The sequence below is a fragment of the Acidobacteriota bacterium genome (assembly GCA_016716905.1).
Taxonomy (GTDB): Bacteria; Acidobacteriota; Vicinamibacteria; order Vicinamibacterales; family SCN-69-37; genus SYFT01.
In genome coordinates, this window is the sequence record JADJUS010000022.1 from 245,328 (window position 1) to 265,040 (window position 19,713).

Annotated in this window: 16 protein-coding genes; 8 read left to right on the forward strand and 8 right to left on the reverse strand. The window is 65.2% G+C overall.

Translation table 11 applies throughout. The annotated features are described in order from the left end of the window. Positions 1–45: 45 nt before the first annotated feature. Both IPL75_17275 and IPL75_17280 read right to left on the reverse strand, forming a co-directional pair. The gene (locus IPL75_17275) at positions 46–1,497 is read right to left on the reverse strand and encodes a DUF1501 domain-containing protein (protein ID MBK9241949.1); all 1,452 of its coding nucleotides are present in this window, start codon (positions 1,495–1,497) and stop codon (positions 46–48) included. Continuing rightward, complete coding sequence (locus IPL75_17280) at positions 1,494–4,118, reverse strand: PSD1 domain-containing protein (GenBank protein MBK9241950.1); 2,625 nt, start codon at positions 4,116–4,118, stop codon at positions 1,494–1,496. Before IPL75_17280 ends, IPL75_17275 begins: the two co-directional genes overlap by 4 nt. An 85-nt stretch (positions 4,119–4,203) precedes the next feature. Between IPL75_17280 and IPL75_17285 the strand changes: the two genes are divergently transcribed. Together IPL75_17285 and IPL75_17290 are read left to right on the forward strand one after the other, a co-directional pair. Further along, positions 4,204–4,656 (forward strand): c-type cytochrome, encoded by a 453-nt coding sequence (locus IPL75_17285; protein ID MBK9241951.1) that lies wholly within the window; start codon positions 4,204–4,206, stop codon positions 4,654–4,656. A 61-nt stretch (positions 4,657–4,717) separates the two neighbouring features. Continuing rightward, on the forward strand, positions 4,718–5,212 hold the full coding sequence (locus IPL75_17290; GenBank protein ID MBK9241952.1) for an SRPBCC domain-containing protein: 495 nt from the start codon (positions 4,718–4,720) through the stop codon (positions 5,210–5,212). On the opposite strand, the gene IPL75_17295 is transcribed toward IPL75_17290, so the two are convergent. Both IPL75_17295 and pyk read right to left on the reverse strand, forming a co-directional pair. Further along, positions 5,201–6,358, reverse strand: coding sequence for a Na+/H+ antiporter NhaA (locus IPL75_17295; GenBank protein ID MBK9241953.1), 1,158 nt, complete (start codon positions 6,356–6,358; stop codon positions 5,201–5,203). The two genes, IPL75_17290 and IPL75_17295, sit on opposite strands and share 12 nt — an antisense overlap. A gap of 4 nt (positions 6,359–6,362) precedes the next feature. After that, the gene (gene pyk / locus IPL75_17300) at positions 6,363–7,772 is read right to left on the reverse strand and encodes a pyruvate kinase (GenBank protein MBK9241954.1); all 1,410 of its coding nucleotides are present in this window, start codon (positions 7,770–7,772) and stop codon (positions 6,363–6,365) included. Between the two features lie 72 nt (positions 7,773–7,844). On the opposite strand from pyk, the gene IPL75_17305 reads away from it, so the two are divergent. Next, positions 7,845–8,567, forward strand: coding sequence for a thioredoxin domain-containing protein (locus IPL75_17305; GenBank protein MBK9241955.1), 723 nt, complete (start codon positions 7,845–7,847; stop codon positions 8,565–8,567). A gap of 111 nt (positions 8,568–8,678) precedes the next feature. On the opposite strand, the gene IPL75_17310 is transcribed toward IPL75_17305, so the two are convergent. From IPL75_17310 to IPL75_17325, 4 genes are all read right to left on the reverse strand, one after another. Then, positions 8,679–9,218: a PorT family protein gene (locus IPL75_17310; protein MBK9241956.1), complete on the reverse strand. Its 540-nt coding sequence runs from the start codon at positions 9,216–9,218 to the stop codon at positions 8,679–8,681. A gap of 54 nt (positions 9,219–9,272) precedes the next feature. Continuing rightward, a complete protein-coding gene (locus IPL75_17315) occupies positions 9,273–11,876 on the reverse strand; it encodes an ABC transporter permease (GenBank protein ID MBK9241957.1) in 2,604 nt (867 codons plus the stop codon). After that, complete coding sequence (locus tag IPL75_17320; GenBank protein ID MBK9241958.1) at positions 11,873–12,205, reverse strand: helix-turn-helix transcriptional regulator; 333 nt, start codon at positions 12,203–12,205, stop codon at positions 11,873–11,875. Before IPL75_17320 ends, IPL75_17315 begins: the two co-directional genes overlap by 4 nt. A gap of 67 nt (positions 12,206–12,272) precedes the next feature. Next, a complete protein-coding gene (locus tag IPL75_17325; protein MBK9241959.1) occupies positions 12,273–14,756 on the reverse strand; it encodes an AMP-binding protein in 2,484 nt (827 codons plus the stop codon). Between the two features lie 44 nt (positions 14,757–14,800). Here IPL75_17325 and IPL75_17330 point away from each other — a divergent pair, with 44 nt between their 5' ends. The 5 genes from IPL75_17330 to IPL75_17350 are packed head-to-tail and all read left to right on the forward strand — an operon-like array spanning position 14,801 to position 19,712. Then, positions 14,801–15,835: an SMP-30/gluconolactonase/LRE family protein gene (locus IPL75_17330; GenBank protein MBK9241960.1), complete on the forward strand. Its 1,035-nt coding sequence runs from the start codon at positions 14,801–14,803 to the stop codon at positions 15,833–15,835. Beyond that, on the forward strand, positions 15,829–16,782 hold the full coding sequence (locus IPL75_17335) for a Gfo/Idh/MocA family oxidoreductase (protein ID MBK9241961.1): 954 nt from the start codon (positions 15,829–15,831) through the stop codon (positions 16,780–16,782). Before IPL75_17330 ends, IPL75_17335 begins: the two co-directional genes overlap by 7 nt. After that, positions 16,779–17,894 (forward strand): DegT/DnrJ/EryC1/StrS family aminotransferase, encoded by a 1,116-nt coding sequence (locus tag IPL75_17340; GenBank protein MBK9241962.1) that lies wholly within the window; start codon positions 16,779–16,781, stop codon positions 17,892–17,894. The genes IPL75_17335 and IPL75_17340 overlap by 4 nt, the downstream gene beginning before the upstream one ends. Further along, positions 17,872–18,879, forward strand: coding sequence for an SDR family NAD(P)-dependent oxidoreductase (locus tag IPL75_17345; protein ID MBK9241963.1), 1,008 nt, complete (start codon positions 17,872–17,874; stop codon positions 18,877–18,879). Before IPL75_17340 ends, IPL75_17345 begins: the two co-directional genes overlap by 23 nt. Further along, the gene (locus tag IPL75_17350) at positions 18,876–19,712 is read left to right on the forward strand and encodes a phytanoyl-CoA dioxygenase family protein (GenBank protein MBK9241964.1); all 837 of its coding nucleotides are present in this window, start codon (positions 18,876–18,878) and stop codon (positions 19,710–19,712) included. Before IPL75_17345 ends, IPL75_17350 begins: the two co-directional genes overlap by 4 nt. Position 19,713 lies beyond the last annotated feature (1 nt).

Here is a 19,713-nt window from a genome sequence, read left to right on the forward strand (position 1 = left end):
AAGAACTCGGGTCCCCGAGAAATTGTATCCGATGCCCTCGGGCGGCTAGGCCAGAATCTCCCGAATCACCTTGCCGTGCACGTCGGTCAACCGCATGTCGCGGCCGTTGAACCGGTAGGTGAGTTTCTCGTAGTCGAGTCCGAGCAGGTGCAGGATGGTGGCGTGGAGTTCGTACACCGACTTCGCGTTCTCCACCGCCTGGTAGCCGTAGTGGTCGGTCGCGCCAACCACCGTGCCGCCCTTCACGCCACCGCCGGCCAGCCACACGCTGAAGCCCTTGTTGTTGTGGTCGCGGCCATCCATCCGCTCTGAAATCGGCAACCGCCCGAACTCGCCGTGCCAGACGATGAGCGTGTCCTCAAACATGCCACGGCTCTTGAGGTCCTTGATCAGCCCGGCCAGCGGCTTGTCGGTCTCGGCGCAGTGCAGCCCGTGGTTGCCCTTCAAGTCCCAATGCGCGTCCCAGCTCGGCTCGAAGTTGCCGCCGCCGGAAAAAATCTGCACATACCGCACGCCGCGTTCCACCATGCGGCGGGCCATCAACGCCTGGCGGCCGAAGTAGTCGGTGGGTTCAACCCCAATGCCGTAGAGGTTCCGGGTGGCAGCCGATTCCTGCCCCAGGTCAATCGCTTCCGGCGCGTGCGTCTGCATACGGAACGCCAGCTCGTACGAAAACACACGTGCCGACAACTCGCTGTCGAGCGGATGCAGGTCGCCATGTCTTTCGTTCAACTCGGCCAGCATGCGCAGCCACCGCTGCTGCTCTTCCGGCGTGCGGCCCGCCGGAGGTTTGAGGTCCACGATCGGCGACCCCTTATCGCGGATCTGGGTGCCTTGATACGCCGCGGGCAGGTAGCCATTGGACCAGTTCGGCGGCCCGTTGATGGGCCCGCCGCGATGATCGGTAAAGACGATGAACCCCGGGAGGTTCTGGTTTTCGCTACCCAGGCCGTAGGTCACCCAGCTGCCCACGCTCGGGCTGCCCGCCAGGATCGTGCCGGTGTTCATCTGGAACAACGCGGGGCCGTGCGCCGGACTGACGCCGTACATCGATCGAATCAGCGCGATGTCGTCCACATGCTGCGCCATGTGGGGAAACAACTCGGACACTTCCATGCCGGACTGGCCGTATTTCTTGAACGTCCACGGCGACGGCATCAATCCGCCCGGATTGCCCATCACCGTCCGCACCTCGCCCACATCCTTCATCGTCTCGCCCTGCCACTTCACGAGATCGGGCTTGGGGTCCCAGGTGTCGATATGGCTGACGCCGCCGTAACAGAAGATCGAGATGACGGCCTTGGCCTTCGCAGGAAGCGGCGCCGGTTTGGGCGTGAGGGGATTGCGCGCCTGGGCACCCACCACGTTTTGCGAGAGCAGGTCCGCGAAGGCGAGACCGGCAATGCCCCCACCGAGCCGCCCGAGCAGTTCACGCCGCGTGTACTGCAGCTTCTCGAAATGCCCGCAGCCGTGATGGTGGTGATGGTGGTGCTTCATGGCCGGTACAGGAATTCGTTGAGATTGAGCAGGACGTGACAGAACTCGGCCAGCCCCTTCGGGCTCTCCGCGATGAACGCCGCGCCGCGTTTCAGGTCGATCGCGTCCGCCGGGCGGCCCAGCGCGAGCCACACGGCGCGCTTCACCTGCGCCGCCGGGTCTGAGCCCGCCTCGCGAGCGACACGCTCGGCGAATTTCTCTGCCTGAAAGAGCACCATCTGGTTGTTCATCAGGATCAGGGCCTGAGGCGCAATGGTGGTGCGGTTGCGGCGGTCGATGGAATTGATCAGGTTCGGCTGATCAAACGTCTCGAACATGGGATACCGGATGCTGCGCTTCGAAAACACATACAGGCTCCGGCGCCACGTGGCAGGGTCGCTGTCGGGCTTGCCCTTCCAATCGCGGTTTGAACTCTTTTCGAACAGGTCCGGATCGATGAACGGGAAGATCGACGGTCCACCGATCGCCGGATCGAGCGTGCCGGCGGCCGACAGGATGCTGTCGCGGATCACTTCGGCTTCGAGCCGCACCCGCGGCATGCGCCAGAACATCCGATTCTCGGGATCGACGCTGTAGTTGGCCGTCGTATCGCTGGCCGCCATGCGGTACGTCATCGACGTGAGCATCAGGCGATGCATCGCCTTCATGCTCCAGCCCTGGCCCATGAACTCGGCCGCCAGCCAGTCCAGCAACTGCGGATGAGACGGCGCCTCGCCCATTTTTCCAAAGCTGCTCGGTGTGCGGACGATGCCTTCGCCGAAATGGTGTTGCCAGAGGCGATTGACCATCACGCGCGCGGTCAGGGGATTGTCTTTTGATACCAGCCACTCGGCAAACCCGCGGCGGCGCCAGCTCGATTTGGCGTCTGGAGGCGGCTCAGGGAAGGTCCACTCATCGCGCCTGGCCACCGACAACACACCAGGCGTCATCGCGGACCCAGGCGCATCCGGGCTGCCGCGGTGAAGGAAAAATACCGACGCGGGTACCCGGCCCCGTTCGCCGATGGCCCGTGCGGTGGGCAGGCGTCGCGGCTTCTGATCGTCGAGCGCGTCAATCTCGGCCTTGACCGCCGCGTGTTTCGCCTGCACGTCGGCGGGCATCAGGGCGACCACATCCTTCTCGGTGATGAGCTTGCGAAGCGACGTGATCCCGACGGTGTCTTCGATCTGTTTGGCGTTGAGTCGCTGCCCTTCGGTGCGCTGGTCGGCGGGGGTCTTCCACGCCTCCTGCATGTAGGGCGACAGCTTCGCGATTTCGCGGTCGATCAGAATCTGATGATAGGGCTTCTCGATGGCCGTCTTCGCCGCGCGCAGCGGCTTCTGCAACGCCTCGATGCGCTGCGTCTCGGCGCGGTTGGCCGCCACCTCGTGGGCCGGGACGAGGGGATGCTCCACATTGGTCGTGGGATAAAAAATCGACTGGATGCGGTAGTAGTCCTTCTGCGGAATGGGATCGAACTTGTGGTTGTGGCAACGTGCACAACCCACGGTCATCCCCATGAACGTCAGCGAGGTCGTGGTCACGAGGTCGTCCACCGCGTCAAGCCGATTGCCGCCGCCCTCCGGCCCCAGGCGAAGATACCCGGTGGCGATCATCGCCTCGTCGGAACCGGGCGCATATTCGTCTCCTGCCAACTGCTCCTTGACGAACGTGTCGTAGGGCTTGTCACTGTTGAACGCGTTCACCACGTAGTCGCGATACCGGTACATCTCGGCACGGTCGGTATCGAACTCATAGCCGCCCGAGTCTGCGTACCGGACGAGGTCCATCCAGTGACGCGCCCAGCGCTCGCCGTAGTGGGGAGAGGCGAGCAAGCGGTCGACCAGCGCGGGCCACGCGTTCGGAGACGAGTCGTTGACGAAGGCGTCCGATTCGGCCGGTGTCGGGGGCAGGCCCAGCACGTCCAGATACGCTCGTCGAACGAGGGTGCGTTTGTCGGCGGCCGACACGGGGGTCAGGCCCTTGCGCGACATCGCATCAAGAATGAAGGCGTCGATGGGGTTGGCAGACCAGCCCTCTCGCGTGACCACCGGGACCGCGGGCCGCGCGACCGGCGTAAACGCCCAGTACTGCCGCTCACTTTCCGTGATCGGGCGCTCTTCACGCTTGCGAAGCTCCTCGAGGTCTGTGCCGCCCCCGCCGCTGGCGCCGGGCACGGTCGCCCACGAGGCACCCGCTTCGATCCACAGGCGGATGGTGCGTCGCTGCGCTTCGCTCAAGGGCGGGGCGTCTTCAGGCATCTGCAGATCGCCGTCGTGCATGATGGCCTTGTAGAGCAGGCTCGCGGCAGGCTGGTGGGCCACCACGGCGCGTCCGGACCGCCCACCTTTTTGCAGGCCCGCCTCCGTCCGCAGATCGAGTCCGCCGTCTTTGGCCTCTCCGTGGCACTCGATACAGGTCTTCTGCACGAGCTGGAAGACTTCTGTCGCCAGTTGATCAGGCGTGCGCGTATCCTGCGGCGCTTCCTGCCACGGGACACGCGGCAGGGCCGCGCGTTCCGCACGCGCCGTCACCACCACACCCCAGGCGAGCGCCGTCGCAAGGCCTGCGGCCGTCACGGCGGCCGAACCACACATCCGTCGTCTCAGCATCAACACCTGCCCCTGGCTACGAGTGCTCAAATGGTCGCTCAGCCCCGGCCGGCAGTCAATGACCACATCGCCCACGTTGCGCCGTGATTCGTGGCGTCAGTATATGATCCGGCCCATGTCGCAGACGCCTCGTACCTCGCTCGTGTTGTCACTCGCCGGACTCGCAATCATGGCCACCGCCATCTCTGCCAAAACCGTCGTGACGCCTCCCGCCCAGGCCGCCCGCTGGACCATTCCCACCGGTGGCGCTGCGGAAACAAACCCGCTGCCGATCAACGCGGCCACGCTCGCCGGGGGCAAGAAGTTGTTTGCCGCCAAGTGTGAACGCTGCCACGGACCTGCGGGCAAGGGCGATGGTCCGGACGCTGATGCGAAGTACGCGGCGGAGATGGACCTGACCAACGTGGCGCGCGCGCCGCGTAATTCCGACGGCACGGTGTTCTACAAGATCTGGAACGGGCGCTCGAACCCGAAGATGCCCGCCTTCTCGGAAGACACCTCCAAGGAACAGGTCTGGGCCATCGTCGCCTACGCACAGTCGTTGAGGAAACCACCGTCGGGGTCCTGAAGTCCCGGGGTCCTGGAGTCCCAGTTCCCCAGCTCCTAATTTCCTAAGTTCCTCATTTCCAATGTCCTCTTCCGATCCCGCGGGCCGGTTTGAACAGCGACTCTTCATCGCTGCCAAGCCGGCTGACGTGTTCGCATGTTTTTTCGATCATGCCGCGCTGCAGGTCTGGTGGCAGGTGACTCACGCGGTGGTCACGCCGGTGCCGTTTGGCGTGTATGCCATCGAGTGGGCGCCGACCAATTATCGCGACGACCTGCTGGGGCCGCTCGGTGGCGTCTTCCACGGGACAGTGGTGGACGTGCGTCCGGGCCAGCAGTTTCTCGTCGCCGACTGCTGGTGGGTGCCGCCCGAGGGGGACGCGCTTGGGCCGATGGCGCTGCACGTCAGTTGCCAGCCTGAAGGTACGGGATGCCGATTGGTGGTGCGTCAGGACGGCTACGAACCGTCGCCGCGCTGGCGGCGATACTATGCGGTCGCGTCGCGCGGATGGCAACTCTCACTGACCGCACTTCGGCGCCGGGCCGAAGAGCGGCACTCGGCGCACTCAGCCCGCTGACGGGGCGGCGGTGCCCACCTTGAGGGCCTTCGCCAGGCCGACGGCGATGGGGGCGGCCAGAAAACTCAACAGGGCCCCCATCTTGGCTTGATCGAGGTGCGGCGACGTGATCGGAAACGCCGCGGTGGTGAAAAACAGCGCGACGGTGAAGCCAATGCCGGCGGCCACTCCAATCACGACCATCGATCGTTTTTCCAGACCGGCGGCCCTGGGAAAGCCGACGGCGCCTGCAATCATCGCAAACGCGAAGATACCGATCGGCTTGCCGAAAAGCAGGCTGCCCAACACCATCCACGTCACCTCACCCACCGACGAAAGTGGCACTCCGGCATTGACGAGCCCGAACAGCAGCAGGACAAACTGCACCGGTGTCTGCCACCAATGTTCGAACTCGTTCATGGTGTCGTGCCGCTTCCCTTCCTTCGGGGCAAACAAACCGAGGTCGAACTTCGCGTGCGGCATGAACGGCACGATCGGCACCAGCGCCAGAGCGGGGTGCAGTCCGCCCACATAGAGCCCAATCCACGACATCACACCCGGGCCCATCACATAGACCCAGAAGTTGCCGACACGGAAACGGCGCAGGACCCAGGCCAGGACGATCGCGCCCGACAGCCAAAGTCCGAGCCATCCGAGAGCGAGAGGGGCACTCGGGTAAAACACTGCGAGGATCACCAACCCCATCGCGTCGTCTGCAATCGCCAGCAGCAAGAGAAATGGGATCGCCGGGTGGCCTGTTGGAAAGATCATCCTCGCCACGAGGTAGGAAAATGCAATGTCGGTGGCGCAGGGGATGGCCCAGCCGCGCACCACCTCCATGTCGTTGACGGCGTAGGCCGACAGCACGTACAGGGTGGCCGGCATCGCCATGCCCCCGATCGCCGCGAAGACGGGAACCGCCGCCTGCTTGGGCGACGCCAATGGCCCGCCAGGCAACATGGCCTCCACCACTTCCTTGGTGGCCAGCGCAAAAAAGAACACCATGCCGACGTCGTTGACGCCGAAGTGCAACAGATGCGCGAACGACTCGTAGGCTGGGTAATTCAGGTTGGCCCAGACAAGCGCAATCAGGCTGCCGCCAATGAGCAGCAGTGAATTGTCCAGGATGAACTGAATGACCCCGTTCTGAGTTGGCTGCTGTGTCATTCGCTCACATCCGCTCGACGACGAGAAAGTTATCGGCCTCTTGACCCAGCCCGGCGTGCATGGCCACAAACACGAGGGTCTCGCCCACAGGCACAAGCGCCCGGGCCAGCAACATTTCACGGACGGCCGGGAGTGTGGCGGCCGGCGTCAGCATCGGGGTCACACCCCACACCAGCTCGAGCCTCGCGGCGGTCTGCGGGTTCGGTGTGGCCGCGATGATCCGGGATGCCGGGCGCAGCGCCGCCAGCACGCGGGGCGTCATGCCCTTCTTGGTGACGGCCACGATCGCCGTGGCGCCGGCGCGTCGGGCCAGAGTCACCGCCGCTTCGCACAGGGCCAGGCCATGGCGGCTTGAGATCACCGCGCCGGGCGGCACCACAATCCCGCCGTGCCCGCCGGCCAGGGCCATGTCACGTTCGGCCTGCTCAATGATGGCGGCGAGCGTTGCCACCACGCGCACCGGATGGCGGCCGACGGCGGTTTCTCCCGACAGCATGATGGCGTCTGCGCCCTCGTCCACGGCATGTGTCGCGTCGGTCACTTCCGCCCGCGTGGGACGCGATGAGAGTCGCATCGACTCCAGGACTTCCGTCGCCACGATCACCGGCACGCCGCGCCGCCGCGCGGCCAGCAGGATGCGCCGCTGGACGGCAGGCACGCGCTCGAGCGGCATCTCAATGCCGAGGTCGCCGCGCGCGATCATGACGGCGTCGCTGATGGCCACGATCTCGTCAATCCGTTCCACGGCCGAGGGCCGCTCGATCTTCGCGATGATCGGCATGTCGGCCGCCCCTGCGGCCGCCGCCGCCGCTCGCGCCTGCACCACATCGTCTGGCGACTGCACGAAGCTGAGCGCCACCGCATCGACGCCCATGGCGATGCCCGCCAGCAGATCGTCGCGGTCCTTGGGTGTCAGCGAGGGCGTCTGCATGACGGCGCCGGGCGCGGTGATCCCCTTGCGGCTTTCCAGCACACCGCCTTCGACGACCCTGGCCACCAATCGCCCTGGTTCAACGGCGGTCACCACCAGTTCGAGCCGGCCGTCGTCGAGCAACAGGCGCTGGCCCGGCGCGACAGATGAGAACAATGGCGCAAAGGCCGTGGGGATCCGGTCTGGCCCCCCCTCGTCGTCGCCGAGCGTCATCAGCACCTCGGTGCCGGCTGTGAGCATGATCGGCGAGGCGAGACGACCCGTCCGGATCTTTGGACCGGACAGGTCCTGGAACACCAGCATGTTGCGTCCCACGGCCTGTGCCTCTGCGCGAACCGCGCGGCACACCGCCGCGTGTTCTTCGGCCGTGCCGTGAGAGAAATTCAGGCGGCACACATCCGCACCCGCGGCAATCATGGCGCCGATCACTGCGCCGTCGATGGTGGCCGGGCCGAGCGTGGCGATGATCTTGGTGCGTCTCATGTGGAAAGTGTCAGAGCAGCGTACAATCCCCGAAGCGAGACGGGCAAGGGCCGGGGAGACATTATTGTGAAGATGCGATTGATGGGAGCGGTGCTGGCGGCTCTGGTGCTGACGGCGGCGCCTGCGTGCGCTCAGACGTCGGAGATCGAGGCGCTGCGAAGAGAGTTGGCGGCGGTCAAAGAGGACCTGGCCAATTTGCGCGCCACGCTTGGCCGTCCGCGGCCCGAAGTGGATCTGACCGGTGCGCCAACCAAAGGCAACCCGGATGCCCAGGTCGCGCTCGTGGAGTTCTCAGACTACGAGTGCCCGTTCTGCATCCGGCACTTCCGCGAGACGATGCCGATGATCGAAAAGAACTACATCGCCACGGGGAAAATTCTGTATGCCTTCCGCGACTTCCCCATCGACGCGCTGCACCCGCAGGCGGTGAAGGCGCATGAAGCGGCACAGTGCGGCCTGGAACAGGGCAAGTTCTGGGAGATGCACAACACGCTCTTTGGCGCGCCCGCGCAGCATTCCGTGGAAGGGCTCGAGGCGACGGCGACTCAGGCCGGAGTGAACCTCGCGCCGTTCCGCGAGTGTATTGCCAGCGGCCGCACGACTGACGGCATCAGAAAGACTGCAGACCTTGCGGCCAGCTTTGGCGCCAATGGCACGCCGGCGTTTTTTATCGGCGTCTTTGACAAGGCCACCAATCAGGTCAAGGTCACCCGTGCGATCAGCGGGGCCATTCCGTTTGCGCAGTTCGCGCAGGCGCTCGAGGCGGCGCTGGCGCAGGCCGCTGTGAAGCGCTAACACGCCGGGTCTGAAGACCCGGCCTCCATCCGGACACCTACTCGCCGGGTCTGAAGACCCGGCCTCCATCCGGAAGGAGGCCGGGTCTTCAGACCCGGCTACACGAATGCACTAAAAGTGCAGGCCGGCCATGAGCGACCAGACGCGGTGTTTGTAGGCCGTCGTGCCCTTGCTGAATTCCGTCAGGCCCGCGGTATATCGCGCTTCCACCAGCAGCCGTGAGAACGTCACACCGGCCCCGGCGACCAGCCCGACATCGGTGCGCTTCAGGTCGTCTGTGAAGCCTTCATCGCGCACGTAGATGCCCACTGAAGGCCCTACCAGGCCGTACACACTTGCACCGGCCTTGGACGAACTGCCGATTCGTAGCAGGAGCGGCACCTGGACGTAATCCGCTTTGGCCGTCCCGAATGAAAACTTGGTGCCCTGCATGGAGAAGACGACTTCGGGCTGAATCGCAAATACCGAGCCCAGGCCGACCGTCATGAAAACGCCTGCGATCGCACCGATACGTCGTCCGGGATCTTCGTCAGATCCGGAGACCCTGGCGAAGTTCACGCCGGCCTTGATTCCACCGCCGACCTGCGCCCACGCGGCGGTCGACGACGTGAGTACCACCACCATCATGCCCACGACAAATAGTTTCTTCATGAGGCCAGTCTACGGCGGTCGGCCCGCTCGGCGGTGTTCTGAACAAGACACCGGTCAGTCTGCGCGCAATGCGTCCTGCGGCCGAATCCGCAGGGCACGGCGCAAGGGGACCCACGTGGCCACCAGGCCGGCCGCCATCAGCACGCCCATGACCAGCGGAAGCGTCCACGCTCCTCCATCACCGAGTCGCGAAACGAGGAGCGACCGGCCTTCGAGCGAGGCCAACGCCAGCGCGGCCCCGATGACACCCCCTGCGCCGATTTGCGCGGCAGCACGCCCACCAATCGCGGTGATGACCTGGCCGGATCGGGCGCCGAGCGCCGTGCGAATGCCAATCTCACGAGTGCGACGAGACACGATGAGCGACATCATCGAATACACGCCGGCCAGGGCGAGCACGAGCGTCACCACGCCCAGCCCCACCAGCACCGTTGAGAAGTTGGCGAAGAACGCGCGGTCGTCCAGGTTCACATCCTCGAGGCGCTCCGCGCGGTACGGTACGAGGTCGGGGTCTCGCTCCCTGAGCGCGCGTCGCACCGGCTCGCTATAGCGGAGCGGCTCCCCTTTCACGCGCATCGCGAGAAACACGACGTTGGTGTCCACCGTCAGCGGCACGTAGTAGCCGCCGCTGAGCGCGGGATCGCCGACGCTCAAGCCGAGGTCAGGCACCACGCCAACCACTTCACGCCACGGTCCCGCAGCGTTGTCGGTCACCACGCGGAAGCGGCGACCCAGGGGGGCGCCACCAAACGCGTCGCGGGCAAACGGCTCATTCACGATGGCGACCGGAGGGGCGCCCGGGCGGCCGTCGTTCTCAGCAAATGATCGACCCGCGCGTACCGACGTCCCAAGCGCGTCAAAGAACGATGCTGACACCGCGGCCGATGGCGCCAGCATGGCCGGGACAGTCCTCGTACCGGGAAGCGCTTCAACCTCGACGAGGCTCAGTGATGGACTGTGGCGTGGCAACGCGGTGGCCGCACCCACACTGATCACGCCGGGAACCAGGGCGACAATTCGCTCAACATCACCGGCCGTGAGGGGCGCACGGCGCGATCCATCCGCAGCCGCGCGCACGGCGTTGACGCCAACGCCCATCGTCAACACATTGGCCGGCAGGTCGAGCTGCACGTCGGTGTAATCGCGAAAGGCCTGGGCCACAACGAGCGCACCGTGCAACATCACCACCGAGACGGCGATTTGCGACACGACGATGGCGCCCGAGAGCCGGCCGAATTTCACGTCGCTGGACCTGCCGTCACCGGCCTGGAGTCCCTGCAGCACGTCTCGTCGCGTGGCCTTCATCGCCGGCCAGGCGCCGGCAATCGCCGACGCCAACAGCGTCACGGCTGCGACGAGGCCCGCCGTGACCGGCCCTCCCGCAAAGTCCACCCAGTACGGGATTTCATCCATCGTGTTGAACCGGCGAAGCACGACTTGCGCACTGAGGCTGCCGACCAGGGCGGCAATCGTGCCCAGCACCAGCACCTCGGTCATCACCTGGGCCACGAGCCTCGCCCGCGACGCACCCAACGCCGCCCGCAGCGCGAACTCCCTCGAGCGGGCAAACGAGCGCGCCAGAATGAGATTGCCGACATTCGCTGCGATCACGATCAGGACCGCGCAGACGGCGATGACGATGACAGTGGCCAGCACTGGCGCGATCTCGCCCAGGTCTGTGTACGAGCGTGCTTCCAGACTCACCGTTTCATTGCCGCGCAGCGGACGTACCTGTGACGACACACCATTCAGCTGCGTCGTCAACTGCTCCATGGATGACCCAGGCACGCGCACGCCAAACAGGCGGGCATCACCGTCGGGCACCGCGTCGCCGTGCTGAAAGCGCTCATCGAGGGGAAGCCACACATCAGGGGAATTCGGAAAGCCGAATGCGGACGGCATCACGCCCACCACCGTATGTGCAGTCCCCGCGACATCAATCGTCGCGCCAACGGCAGGTGCACCGTTCAACGTCCGGCGCCAGACGGCTTCAGACAGGAGCGCGACACGCGGTGCCCCGGGAACCGCGTCTTGAGACGTCAGGAGCCGACCGGACAACGGTGCGGCCGCGAGGAAGGCAAACGATGAGGGTGTCATCGCGGTCAGTGAGAGCTCTTCAACAGACCCGGTGGGCAGCGCCACACTCTCGCGCCCTCCCGTGGCCGCCCCCACGTGGGCAAGAGACGGCAACGACGTCAGCCGCGCGTAGCTTGCAGCCTCCAGTCGCACCGGAGTGCGATCACGTTGGGCCAGCGCTTCAATGCGCACGAACCTGTCGCCGCCGTCGAACGGCAACTGGCTGAACAGCATGGCCTCCATGGTGGCGAATCCCACAGTGGCGAGGCCGATGCCCACGGCCAACGCAACGATGGTCGTCACCGCAGTGAGCGGTTGGCGCACCAGCAGGCGCACGCCAAGACGCAGATCCGCAAACGTCACGAAATACTGCGGCGGCCGGCCGGGCGAAGGCGCCAGGCGATGCCAGACAAACGCCGCGGCGATGATCGCCGCATCAACAAGGGATCGGCACCATGCCGCTGTTGCGCCCGAGGTCCGGCGGGCACGGTGCGCCTCTTCCAGATCCCCGAGGGCATCCTCACGCCTCGAACTCGGGGCCGCCAACCGAATGAGGAGGCGTGCCAGCAGAGGCGCCTTCATCGCTGCTCCAGCTGCGAGGCGAGTCCGGTCCACATGCGCTGGAATGCCTGGCGGGACTCGCGTACCGCCACCTTGCCGGCCGGCTGCACCTGAACCAGGCGCCGCGCCTTTCCGCCGCGCTCGGGAAGCGACTCGCCGAGGCGTGTGGTGATCAGCCCCTTTTCTTCGAGTCGCTGCAGGGTCACGTAAACGGCCGCGCGGTGTATCTCGCGACCGGTGCGTTCACGAATCGCGTCCACGATGGCGACGGCGTAGGCCTTGTCCTCCCCCAATCGCATGCAGGCCAGCAGCACCAGCAGCTCAAACTCGCCCAGACCGTCCTTGCCCATGAAGACGCCTCCCGCCTGCGTAGAAAGGTGACAATGTCACCATAATACGCCCGCGCCGGGGAAAGGTTCACCCACTCGGCGACGAGTGGCGCGTCATGAGTGTGGCCACTTCCATGACGGCGGGCTCACGAAGCAGTCCCTGCAGCGAATCGGCCACCGTGACGCACTCTACCGGCCCTGCAACAAACCTCTGCCAGCCCAGGAGCGGTGCCGGGTACCGGCCTGCGCGCGGATCGGTCGGCGCGACGATGAGGACACGCCCGCGATAGGCGCGGGACTGATAGGCGCGGACGGACGCGCGGTTGGCCATGGCCTGCGCAGCGTCTTCACGACGGTCGCGCTGGAGCCGCGCATAACGCTGCCGGACATACGTGGCTGGCGACGAGCTCCGCAGTAGATTGCGTACGTGAAAGCCCGCCCGACGGAATGCGTGGGTCAGACGAATCCAGGCGCGCCTCTGGACAGACTGATCACGCATCCATTGAGGATGGAAGCTCTCGATCAATGTCAGATGTGATGCCGGCTGTCCCTCGTCAGCCAGTTGGCAGGCCATCTCGTAGGCAACGAATCCACCGAAACAGTGGCCCATGAGGTGATACGGCCCCGTCGGCTGGTGCGCTTTGAGCGCTTGGAGATACCGGGTGGCCAGCGACTCGATACTGAACTCCCCTCCAACGGGCGGCTCGAACGCGAGCATCGGCCGGTCGAGGTGTTGCGCCAGGCCGGCGAATTCAAGCAGCAGCCCGCCATGGCCGGCCACACAGTAGAGTGGCGGCTGCGACCCGTCGCTCCTGAGGGGTATCAACCCGGGAGTGATTCGTGGCACGCCTGCTCGTGCAATCCCCCCGATGGCGTCAGCCATTCCGGCAATCGTCGGAGTCGTGCGGAATGTCACGAACGGGATCTGAATACCGAACCGGCCGGTGACACGCACCGCCACCTCGGCTGCGGCCAGCGAGTCGCCTCCGAGCGACGCGAACTCGTCGTGGACGCCGAATGCCGGCGCGCGCAGCACGTCGGACCAGATCTCGTGCAGCGCGGTTTCCACGTCGCTGCGCGGGGGTGTGGCCGCGATCCCTGCCCGCTTGTCCTCTATCGCACCAACCCCAAGGGCGGCCGCCAGGCCGATTCGCTGGATCTTGCCCGTCGACCCTCTGGGCACCTCGCTGACGATTCGGACGATGCGGGGGACTTTGAAATCAGAGAGGCGCGCGGCCGCAAATTCGATCACATCGTTCGTGGTCAGCGTGGCGCCGGCCCGGGCGACCACGGCCACGCCAACATCCTCACCCAGGCGCGCGTGTGGCACGGCGAAGGCCACGGCCTGTTGAATGTCGGGATGTTCAAGCAGCGCCTCGTCGATCTCCCGTGGCGCAATCTTCTCGCCGCCACGATTGATCAACTCCTTGATGCGGCCCGTCAGGAAGAGGTATCCGTCTTCGTCGATGTAGCCCTGATCTCCGGTACGAAACCAACCGTCGTCCGAAAACGCGGCCGCGTTGGCCTCGGGGTTTGAGGCGTACCCCGCAGTGACGTTCCTTCCGCGAATCTGAACTTCGCCCCCAGCAATCCTGATCTCCGGCCCGGCTGCCTTCCCCACCGAACCCGGCTTGCGAATGGCCGGCGGCACCGGATTCGACGCCATCTGGTGCGCGGCTTCCGTCATGCCGTACGACTCAAGCACCGGCACACCAAAGGCCTGCTCAAGCGCGGCCATGACGGATGGAGGCAAAGCAGCCGAGGAAGACCGGATGAAGCGAAGACGATGTCGTGGCCCGGTGCACCGCGCCAGGATGGCCTGATGCATCGTGGGGACCGCCGTGTACCAGGTCGCCTGACGATGCTCGAGCCAATCGAAGAACGGCTGCATCTGGAGACCGGGCGCACAGACCACCGCGGCCCCGGCCGAGAGTGACGACAACACGGCGCCGACGAGTCCGTGAATATGAAACAGCGGCATCACATTCAGGCACCGGTCGGCCGGTGTGAGATGCAGTGTGGCCGCAATGTTCCGGGCCGACGTGCAGAGATTGCGCTGCGTCAGCGGCACGAGCTTGGGCCGGGCCGTGGTGCCCGACGTGTGCAGCAGCAGGGCCACATCTTCGGGATGTGGCGCACCATCCGCAGACGCCGGACGACTTTCGGGCGTCTCAGCCGAGAGAGTCCCAGAGGCCGGGTCAAGCGTCAGTACATCGATACCGAGACGGCGGGCGATGCCGGTGGCCGGTGTACTGAGGCCGGCGGTCACTAACAAGGCCCCCGGCCGAAGGTCGTTCAGATAGAACTCGAGTTCGCGTGCCGAGTACGCCGGGTTCAGAGGCGCTGACGCCGAGGCCGCGGCGACAGTGAGAAACGCGACCGCCGCTTCCGGTCCGTTCGCGGTGAGCATGGCCACGCGATCCGCGACGCCAAGTCCACGACGGCGCAGGAAAGCGCGATTGTGGACGCCGAGCGAGGCGAGTCCGGCGTAAGTCACTGCCTGCCCATCCACCGAACAGAGCGCCGTCGCAGTGGGAACGGGGTGCTCAAACAGTTCGGTGAGGAGATCCATGGTCGTTTGGATGCAAGTTGAGGATACCCTGAGTGCGCACCGACATGAGGCAGGCACTTCGGCACTTCCCTGCAGATCTACTCCTCGCGGCGCGCCGTGTATTTGCGCGCGAGTTCGTCCAGGTTGAACGGATCTCGCCGGCGCTCGATCGCATTGTCGCTCCAGGGACCGTGCCCGAAAGAATCGCGGAGGGCTTCGGTTATACCGAAGGACCTGTCTGGATGCCCGAAGGTCACCTGCTGTTTGGCGATCTGCCGCACAACGTGATCCGTCGATGGACGCCGCCAGGCCGCGTGGAGGTGATTCGCCTGAGGAGCGGATACGCCGATGCCGATATTCCGCCCGGCCGCGCCATGGGGTCCAACGGTATGACACGAGACGCGGAGGGCCGGCTGACGATTTGTGAGCCCGGCAATCGGCGGGTGACCCGGCTCGAACCCGACGGCCGCCTGACGATTCTCGCGGATCGATTCGAAGGCAAACGCCTGAACAGTCCCAATGATCTGGTCTACCGGTCCGATGGCTCGTTGTATTTCACCGATCCACCTCATGGCCTGTTGCACGAGGACCGGGACCAGCTGAAGGAACTGCCCTTCAACGGCGTCTATCGGTATGCCGACGGGCGCCTTCAGGTGCTCAGCACAGACCTGCGGCGGCCAAACGGCATCGCGTTCTCGCCCGGCGAGGAGTACCTCTATGTCTCAAATTCCGACCCTCGCAGAAAAATCTGGATGCGCTACGACGTGCGCCCGGACGGGTCGATCACCAACGGCCGTGTTTTCCTGGATCTGAACGCTCGCTATGGCCAGCCGCCCGATGGCCTCAAGGTTGACCAGGAAGGCCACGTGTACTGCACCTGTCCCGGCGGTCTCTGCGTGGTGAGCCCGCAAGGGGTAGTGCTCGGTTTTATCCGCACCAAATACGAGCCGTCCAATTGTGCCTGGGGCGATGATGGCCGCACGCTGTACATGACCGCGGTGCGATGCCTCTATAGAATCCGCCTGCAAATTCCCGGCGCCCCGTGGCCGTCCATCCCGCGTGTTATTCTCCACGACCAGAGGAACGACGAGACTTGGTAAGCATCGGGTTGATTGGGTACGGGTACTGGGGACCCAACCTTGCGCGAAATATTGGGGCGTCAAAAACGTGCCGGCTGGCCGCAATCGCCGACCCAGCTCCGCTGTGCCTCGCCGCGGCGGGTCGCACGCATCCCGGTGTCACTCTGCTGCCGAACGGCGGCGACCTCATCGCAGACCCATACATCGATGCGGTGGTTGTCGCCACACCAGCGCAGTCGCATTTCGAACTCGCGATGGCCGCGCTCCGCGCCGGGAAACATGTGCTGGTCGAGAAACCGCTCGCCAGAACCTCCGACCAGGCGCTGGCCCTCATTGAGGAAAGCCAGCGTCGGGGCCTCGTCCTGATGGTGGATCACACCTACGTGTTTTCGCCCGCCATCGGCAAAATCGCCGAGACCGTTCAATCCGGCGGACTGGGCGACCTCCAGCGATGGGACTCCGCGCGACTCAATCTGGGGTTGGTCCGCAACGACGTCAACGTGGTGTGGGACCTGGCGGCGCACGACTTCGGCATTCTCGACCACGTGCTGTCAGCGCCGCCGTCGGCACTAAGAGCTACTGGCGTAAGACCCGACGGGGCCGATGCCGAGCATCTGGCGGAGGTGACGCTCGACTTCCCCGGGGGTCTGATCGCGCACATCACCGTGAGCTGGATCTCTCCGATCAAAGTGCGCCGGACACTCATTACCGGCAGCCGCGGCACACTCGTGTACGACGATCAGCGGGCGGACGCGTTGACGATACATGAGCGCGCCGTTCCTCTTGATGCGGCCGAGCCGCTGTCGCGTGCGATCGATCACTTTGCCGGCTGTGTCTCCAGGCACGAACGTCCGATGGTGGACGGCGAGGCGGGCCTGCGCGTGATCAGGCTGCTTGAAGCGGCAGACCAGTCACTGCGCCGCAGCGGTCAAGTCGTGAGTCTCGACGCAGATCGGGTCGTCGTGTGATCCCCCTCGTCAATCTCGCAAAACAAAACGAAGCCGTCCGATCCCGGATCGAACCGCTGCTCCATGACATCGCCCGGTCCGGCGAGTTTGTCCTGGGACCACATGTCGCCGCGTTCGAAGAGGCCTTCGCCGGCTATTGCGGTGGCCGGTTCGGCGTCGGCGTCAACTCCGGCACCAGCGCCCTTCACGTGGCCCTGCTCGCGGCCGGCGTGGGGCCGGGAGACGAGGTCATCACCACCGCCTTCACGTTCACGGCGACGGTGGCGGCCATCGGCTACACCGGCGCCAGACCCGTCCTGGTGGACATCGATCCGGACACGTTCACCATCAGTCCCGACGCCATTGCCGAGGCCATCACCCCGAAAACCAAGGCCGTTGTGCCGGTGCACCTCTACGGCCATCCCGCCGATATGGACCCGATCCTCGAACTCGCGCGGCGTCACGGCCTCTTTGTAATTGAGGATGCCGCGCAGGCGCACGGCGCGACCTACAAGGGCCGCCGTGTGGGCAGCCTCGGCGACGCAGGCTGTTTCAGCTTTTATCCCAGCAAGAATCTTGGCGCGTTTGGCGAGGCCGGCATGATGGTAACGAACCACCCCGACTGGGCGAGCCGTGCCCGGTCCATGCGCAGTTGGGGCGGCGAGAACGCGGGCATGACAGGCGCGCCAGGATTCAACTACCGGATGGACGCGTTTCAAGGCGCCGTCCTCGGGATCAAACTCCCGCACCTCGATCACTGGAACAGGTCGCGGCAGGACGCGGCCGATCGTTATCGAGCGGTTGCCTCCGGCGGCACACTGCGTTTGCCCGTCATCAGGAGCTGGGCCACGCACGTGTTTCACATCTTTGCCGTCCGCGCATCCGATCGGGAGGCCGCGATGGCGGCGTTTCATTCCTGCGGCATTGAGACGCGCGTCCACTATGCCACGCCGATCCACCTGATGAAGTCGTTTCGTGCGCTGGGCTACACGGAAGGCACGTTTCCTGAAGCGGAACAAGCGGCCCGCGAAGTGATTTCCATTCCTGTGCATCCTGAACTGGATGCCACCGACATCGCCACCATCTCGAACGCCCTGAAACTGGTCGCCCATGGCACACCCATCCTCTCCTGACGGAACATCCCTCGCAGGCTCCAGGGTCCTCATCACCGGGGGCGCCGGCTTGATCGGCTCACATGTCGCTGATCGGCTGGCCGCCGGGGGCGCGGGCGAGATTGTGATCTTCGACAACCTGAGCCGGGGCCGGCTCGAAAACCTCGCGCACGCGCGCGCCCAGGGCCACGTCTCACTGGTGCAGGGCGATATTCGGGACCGGGACGCGCTGGGCCGGGCCATGAAAGGGATCGACGTCGTCTTTCATCTGGCAGCGATCCGGCTGACGCAGTGTGCCGAGGAGCCACGGCTGGCGCTCGAGGTCATGGCCGACGGCACGTTCAACGTTTTGGAAGCCGCGGTGCGCGCGAAAGTCGCTCGTGTCGCGGCCGCATCGTCGGCGTCGATCTACGGGATGGCGGAACGGTTTCCTACCGCCGAGGATCACCACCCCTACAACAACACCACCATCTACGGGGCCACCAAAGTTTTTAATGAAGGACTGCTGGCCTCGTTTCGGGACATGTATGGGCTGAGCTACATCGCGCTGCGGCCCTTTAACGTGTACGGCCCACGGATGGACATCCATGGCGCGTACACCGAAGTCCTCGTGCGCTGGATGGAACGAATTGCCGGCGGCAAGCCGCCGATCATTTTTGGTGACGGCAGCCAGTCCATGGACTTCATCTATGTGGAAGATGTGGCCCGCGCGTTTGTGCTTGCCGCCACCAGTGACGCGGAGGGCGAGGTCTTCAACGTCGCCAGCGGAACGGAAACCACTCTGAAGGGTCTGGCTCAAGCCATGTTGCGCGTCATGGACTCGCACCTGGATATCGAATACGGCCCCGAGCGCAAACTGACCGCGATGCCGCGCCGCGTGGCGGACGTTCGCAAGGCGAAGTCTCACCTCGGGTTCGAAGCCGAGATCGGACTCGATGAAGGCTTGCGCCGCTTGCTGCTGTGGTGGCGTCAGGAACAAGAGCGCGCCGGGACGACCGTCGCATGACCGCAGCTGAGGCCGAGGCGGCGATCGCCGAACACGGGTGGGTGGCGATGGACCTGCCGGATCCGGCCCCCGTGTTCGCGGTGCGTGATCGACTGCTGTCGTGGCTCCGGGACACGATTCCCGCGCTCGCCTCGCTCGAGGAATATCACCAGCACGTCTCCGACACCCAGCACGTCGAATTGCTGCACGGCCTGTCACAGCAATACTGGGACCACGACCTCGGGCGAACGATCATCGCAGGCAATCTGGATCTCTTTCGGCATCTCGTGGGCCCCGACCTGCACGTCCAGCGCTACCCGTATGTGCGTGCCGTCCGCCCGGGAAATATCAGGGACGCCGCGCCCTTGCATCGCGACACGTATTACGGCGCCAGCCCGTTTGAAGTGTCGGCGGTGGTGCCCTTCACCGAGATGCACGCAAGCTGCGCGCTCCGCGTGATTTCCGGATCACACCTGGCACCCGACAGCGATTTTCCCTACACCGACACGGTCAGTCCGGATGTGGTCCCACGTTCCGCCAAACACCAACTCGGCTTCCCGTACGCTCCACGCTTGCTCGACCCGGCCCTAATGGACCGCGCCGAACCCGTGCCTCTTCGGGTGGGACAAGTGCTGCTGTTTCCCCTCTCACTCGTCCACGGGGGCGGTATCGGCGGCGGCACACACACGCGCTTCTCATCAGACATCCGCGTCGTCAATTCGTGGGCGCCCGTCTCAATGAGCCGGGGCGTGCATCCGGACTACTTCGTGCCGCTGTGTCAATCGGCCATCACAGACACCGCTCGCCGGTATCAACGGCAGCGCGACGAGGCGGCGGCCAGGGAATCAGAGTGAT

Bases quoted from the DNA above. Each gene is read 5' to 3' on its own strand.
- IPL75_17275 (MBK9241949.1), bottom strand. From the start codon at position 1,497: ATGAAGCACCACCATCACCACCATCACGGCTGCGGGCATTTCGAGAAG.
- IPL75_17285 (MBK9241951.1), top strand. From the start codon at position 4,204: ATGTCGCAGACGCCTCGTACCTCGCTCGTGTTGTCACTCGCCGGACTC.
- IPL75_17290 (MBK9241952.1), top strand. From the start codon at position 4,718: ATGTCCTCTTCCGATCCCGCGGGCCGGTTTGAACAGCGACTCTTCATC.
- IPL75_17295 (MBK9241953.1), bottom strand. From the start codon at position 6,358: ATGACACAGCAGCCAACTCAGAACGGGGTCATTCAGTTCATCCTGGAC.
- pyk (MBK9241954.1), bottom strand. From the start codon at position 7,772: ATGAGACGCACCAAGATCATCGCCACGCTCGGCCCGGCCACCATCGAC.
- IPL75_17305 (MBK9241955.1), top strand. From the start codon at position 7,845: ATGCGATTGATGGGAGCGGTGCTGGCGGCTCTGGTGCTGACGGCGGCG.
- IPL75_17310 (MBK9241956.1), bottom strand. From the start codon at position 9,218: ATGAAGAAACTATTTGTCGTGGGCATGATGGTGGTGGTACTCACGTCG.
- IPL75_17315 (MBK9241957.1), bottom strand. From the start codon at position 11,876: ATGAAGGCGCCTCTGCTGGCACGCCTCCTCATTCGGTTGGCGGCCCCG.
- IPL75_17320 (MBK9241958.1), bottom strand. From the start codon at position 12,205: ATGGGCAAGGACGGTCTGGGCGAGTTTGAGCTGCTGGTGCTGCTGGCC.
- IPL75_17325 (MBK9241959.1), bottom strand. From the start codon at position 14,756: ATGGATCTCCTCACCGAACTGTTTGAGCACCCCGTTCCCACTGCGACG.
- IPL75_17330 (MBK9241960.1), top strand. From the start codon at position 14,801: ATGAGGCAGGCACTTCGGCACTTCCCTGCAGATCTACTCCTCGCGGCG.
- IPL75_17345 (MBK9241963.1), top strand. From the start codon at position 17,872: ATGGCACACCCATCCTCTCCTGACGGAACATCCCTCGCAGGCTCCAGG.
- IPL75_17350 (MBK9241964.1), top strand. From the start codon at position 18,876: ATGACCGCAGCTGAGGCCGAGGCGGCGATCGCCGAACACGGGTGGGTG.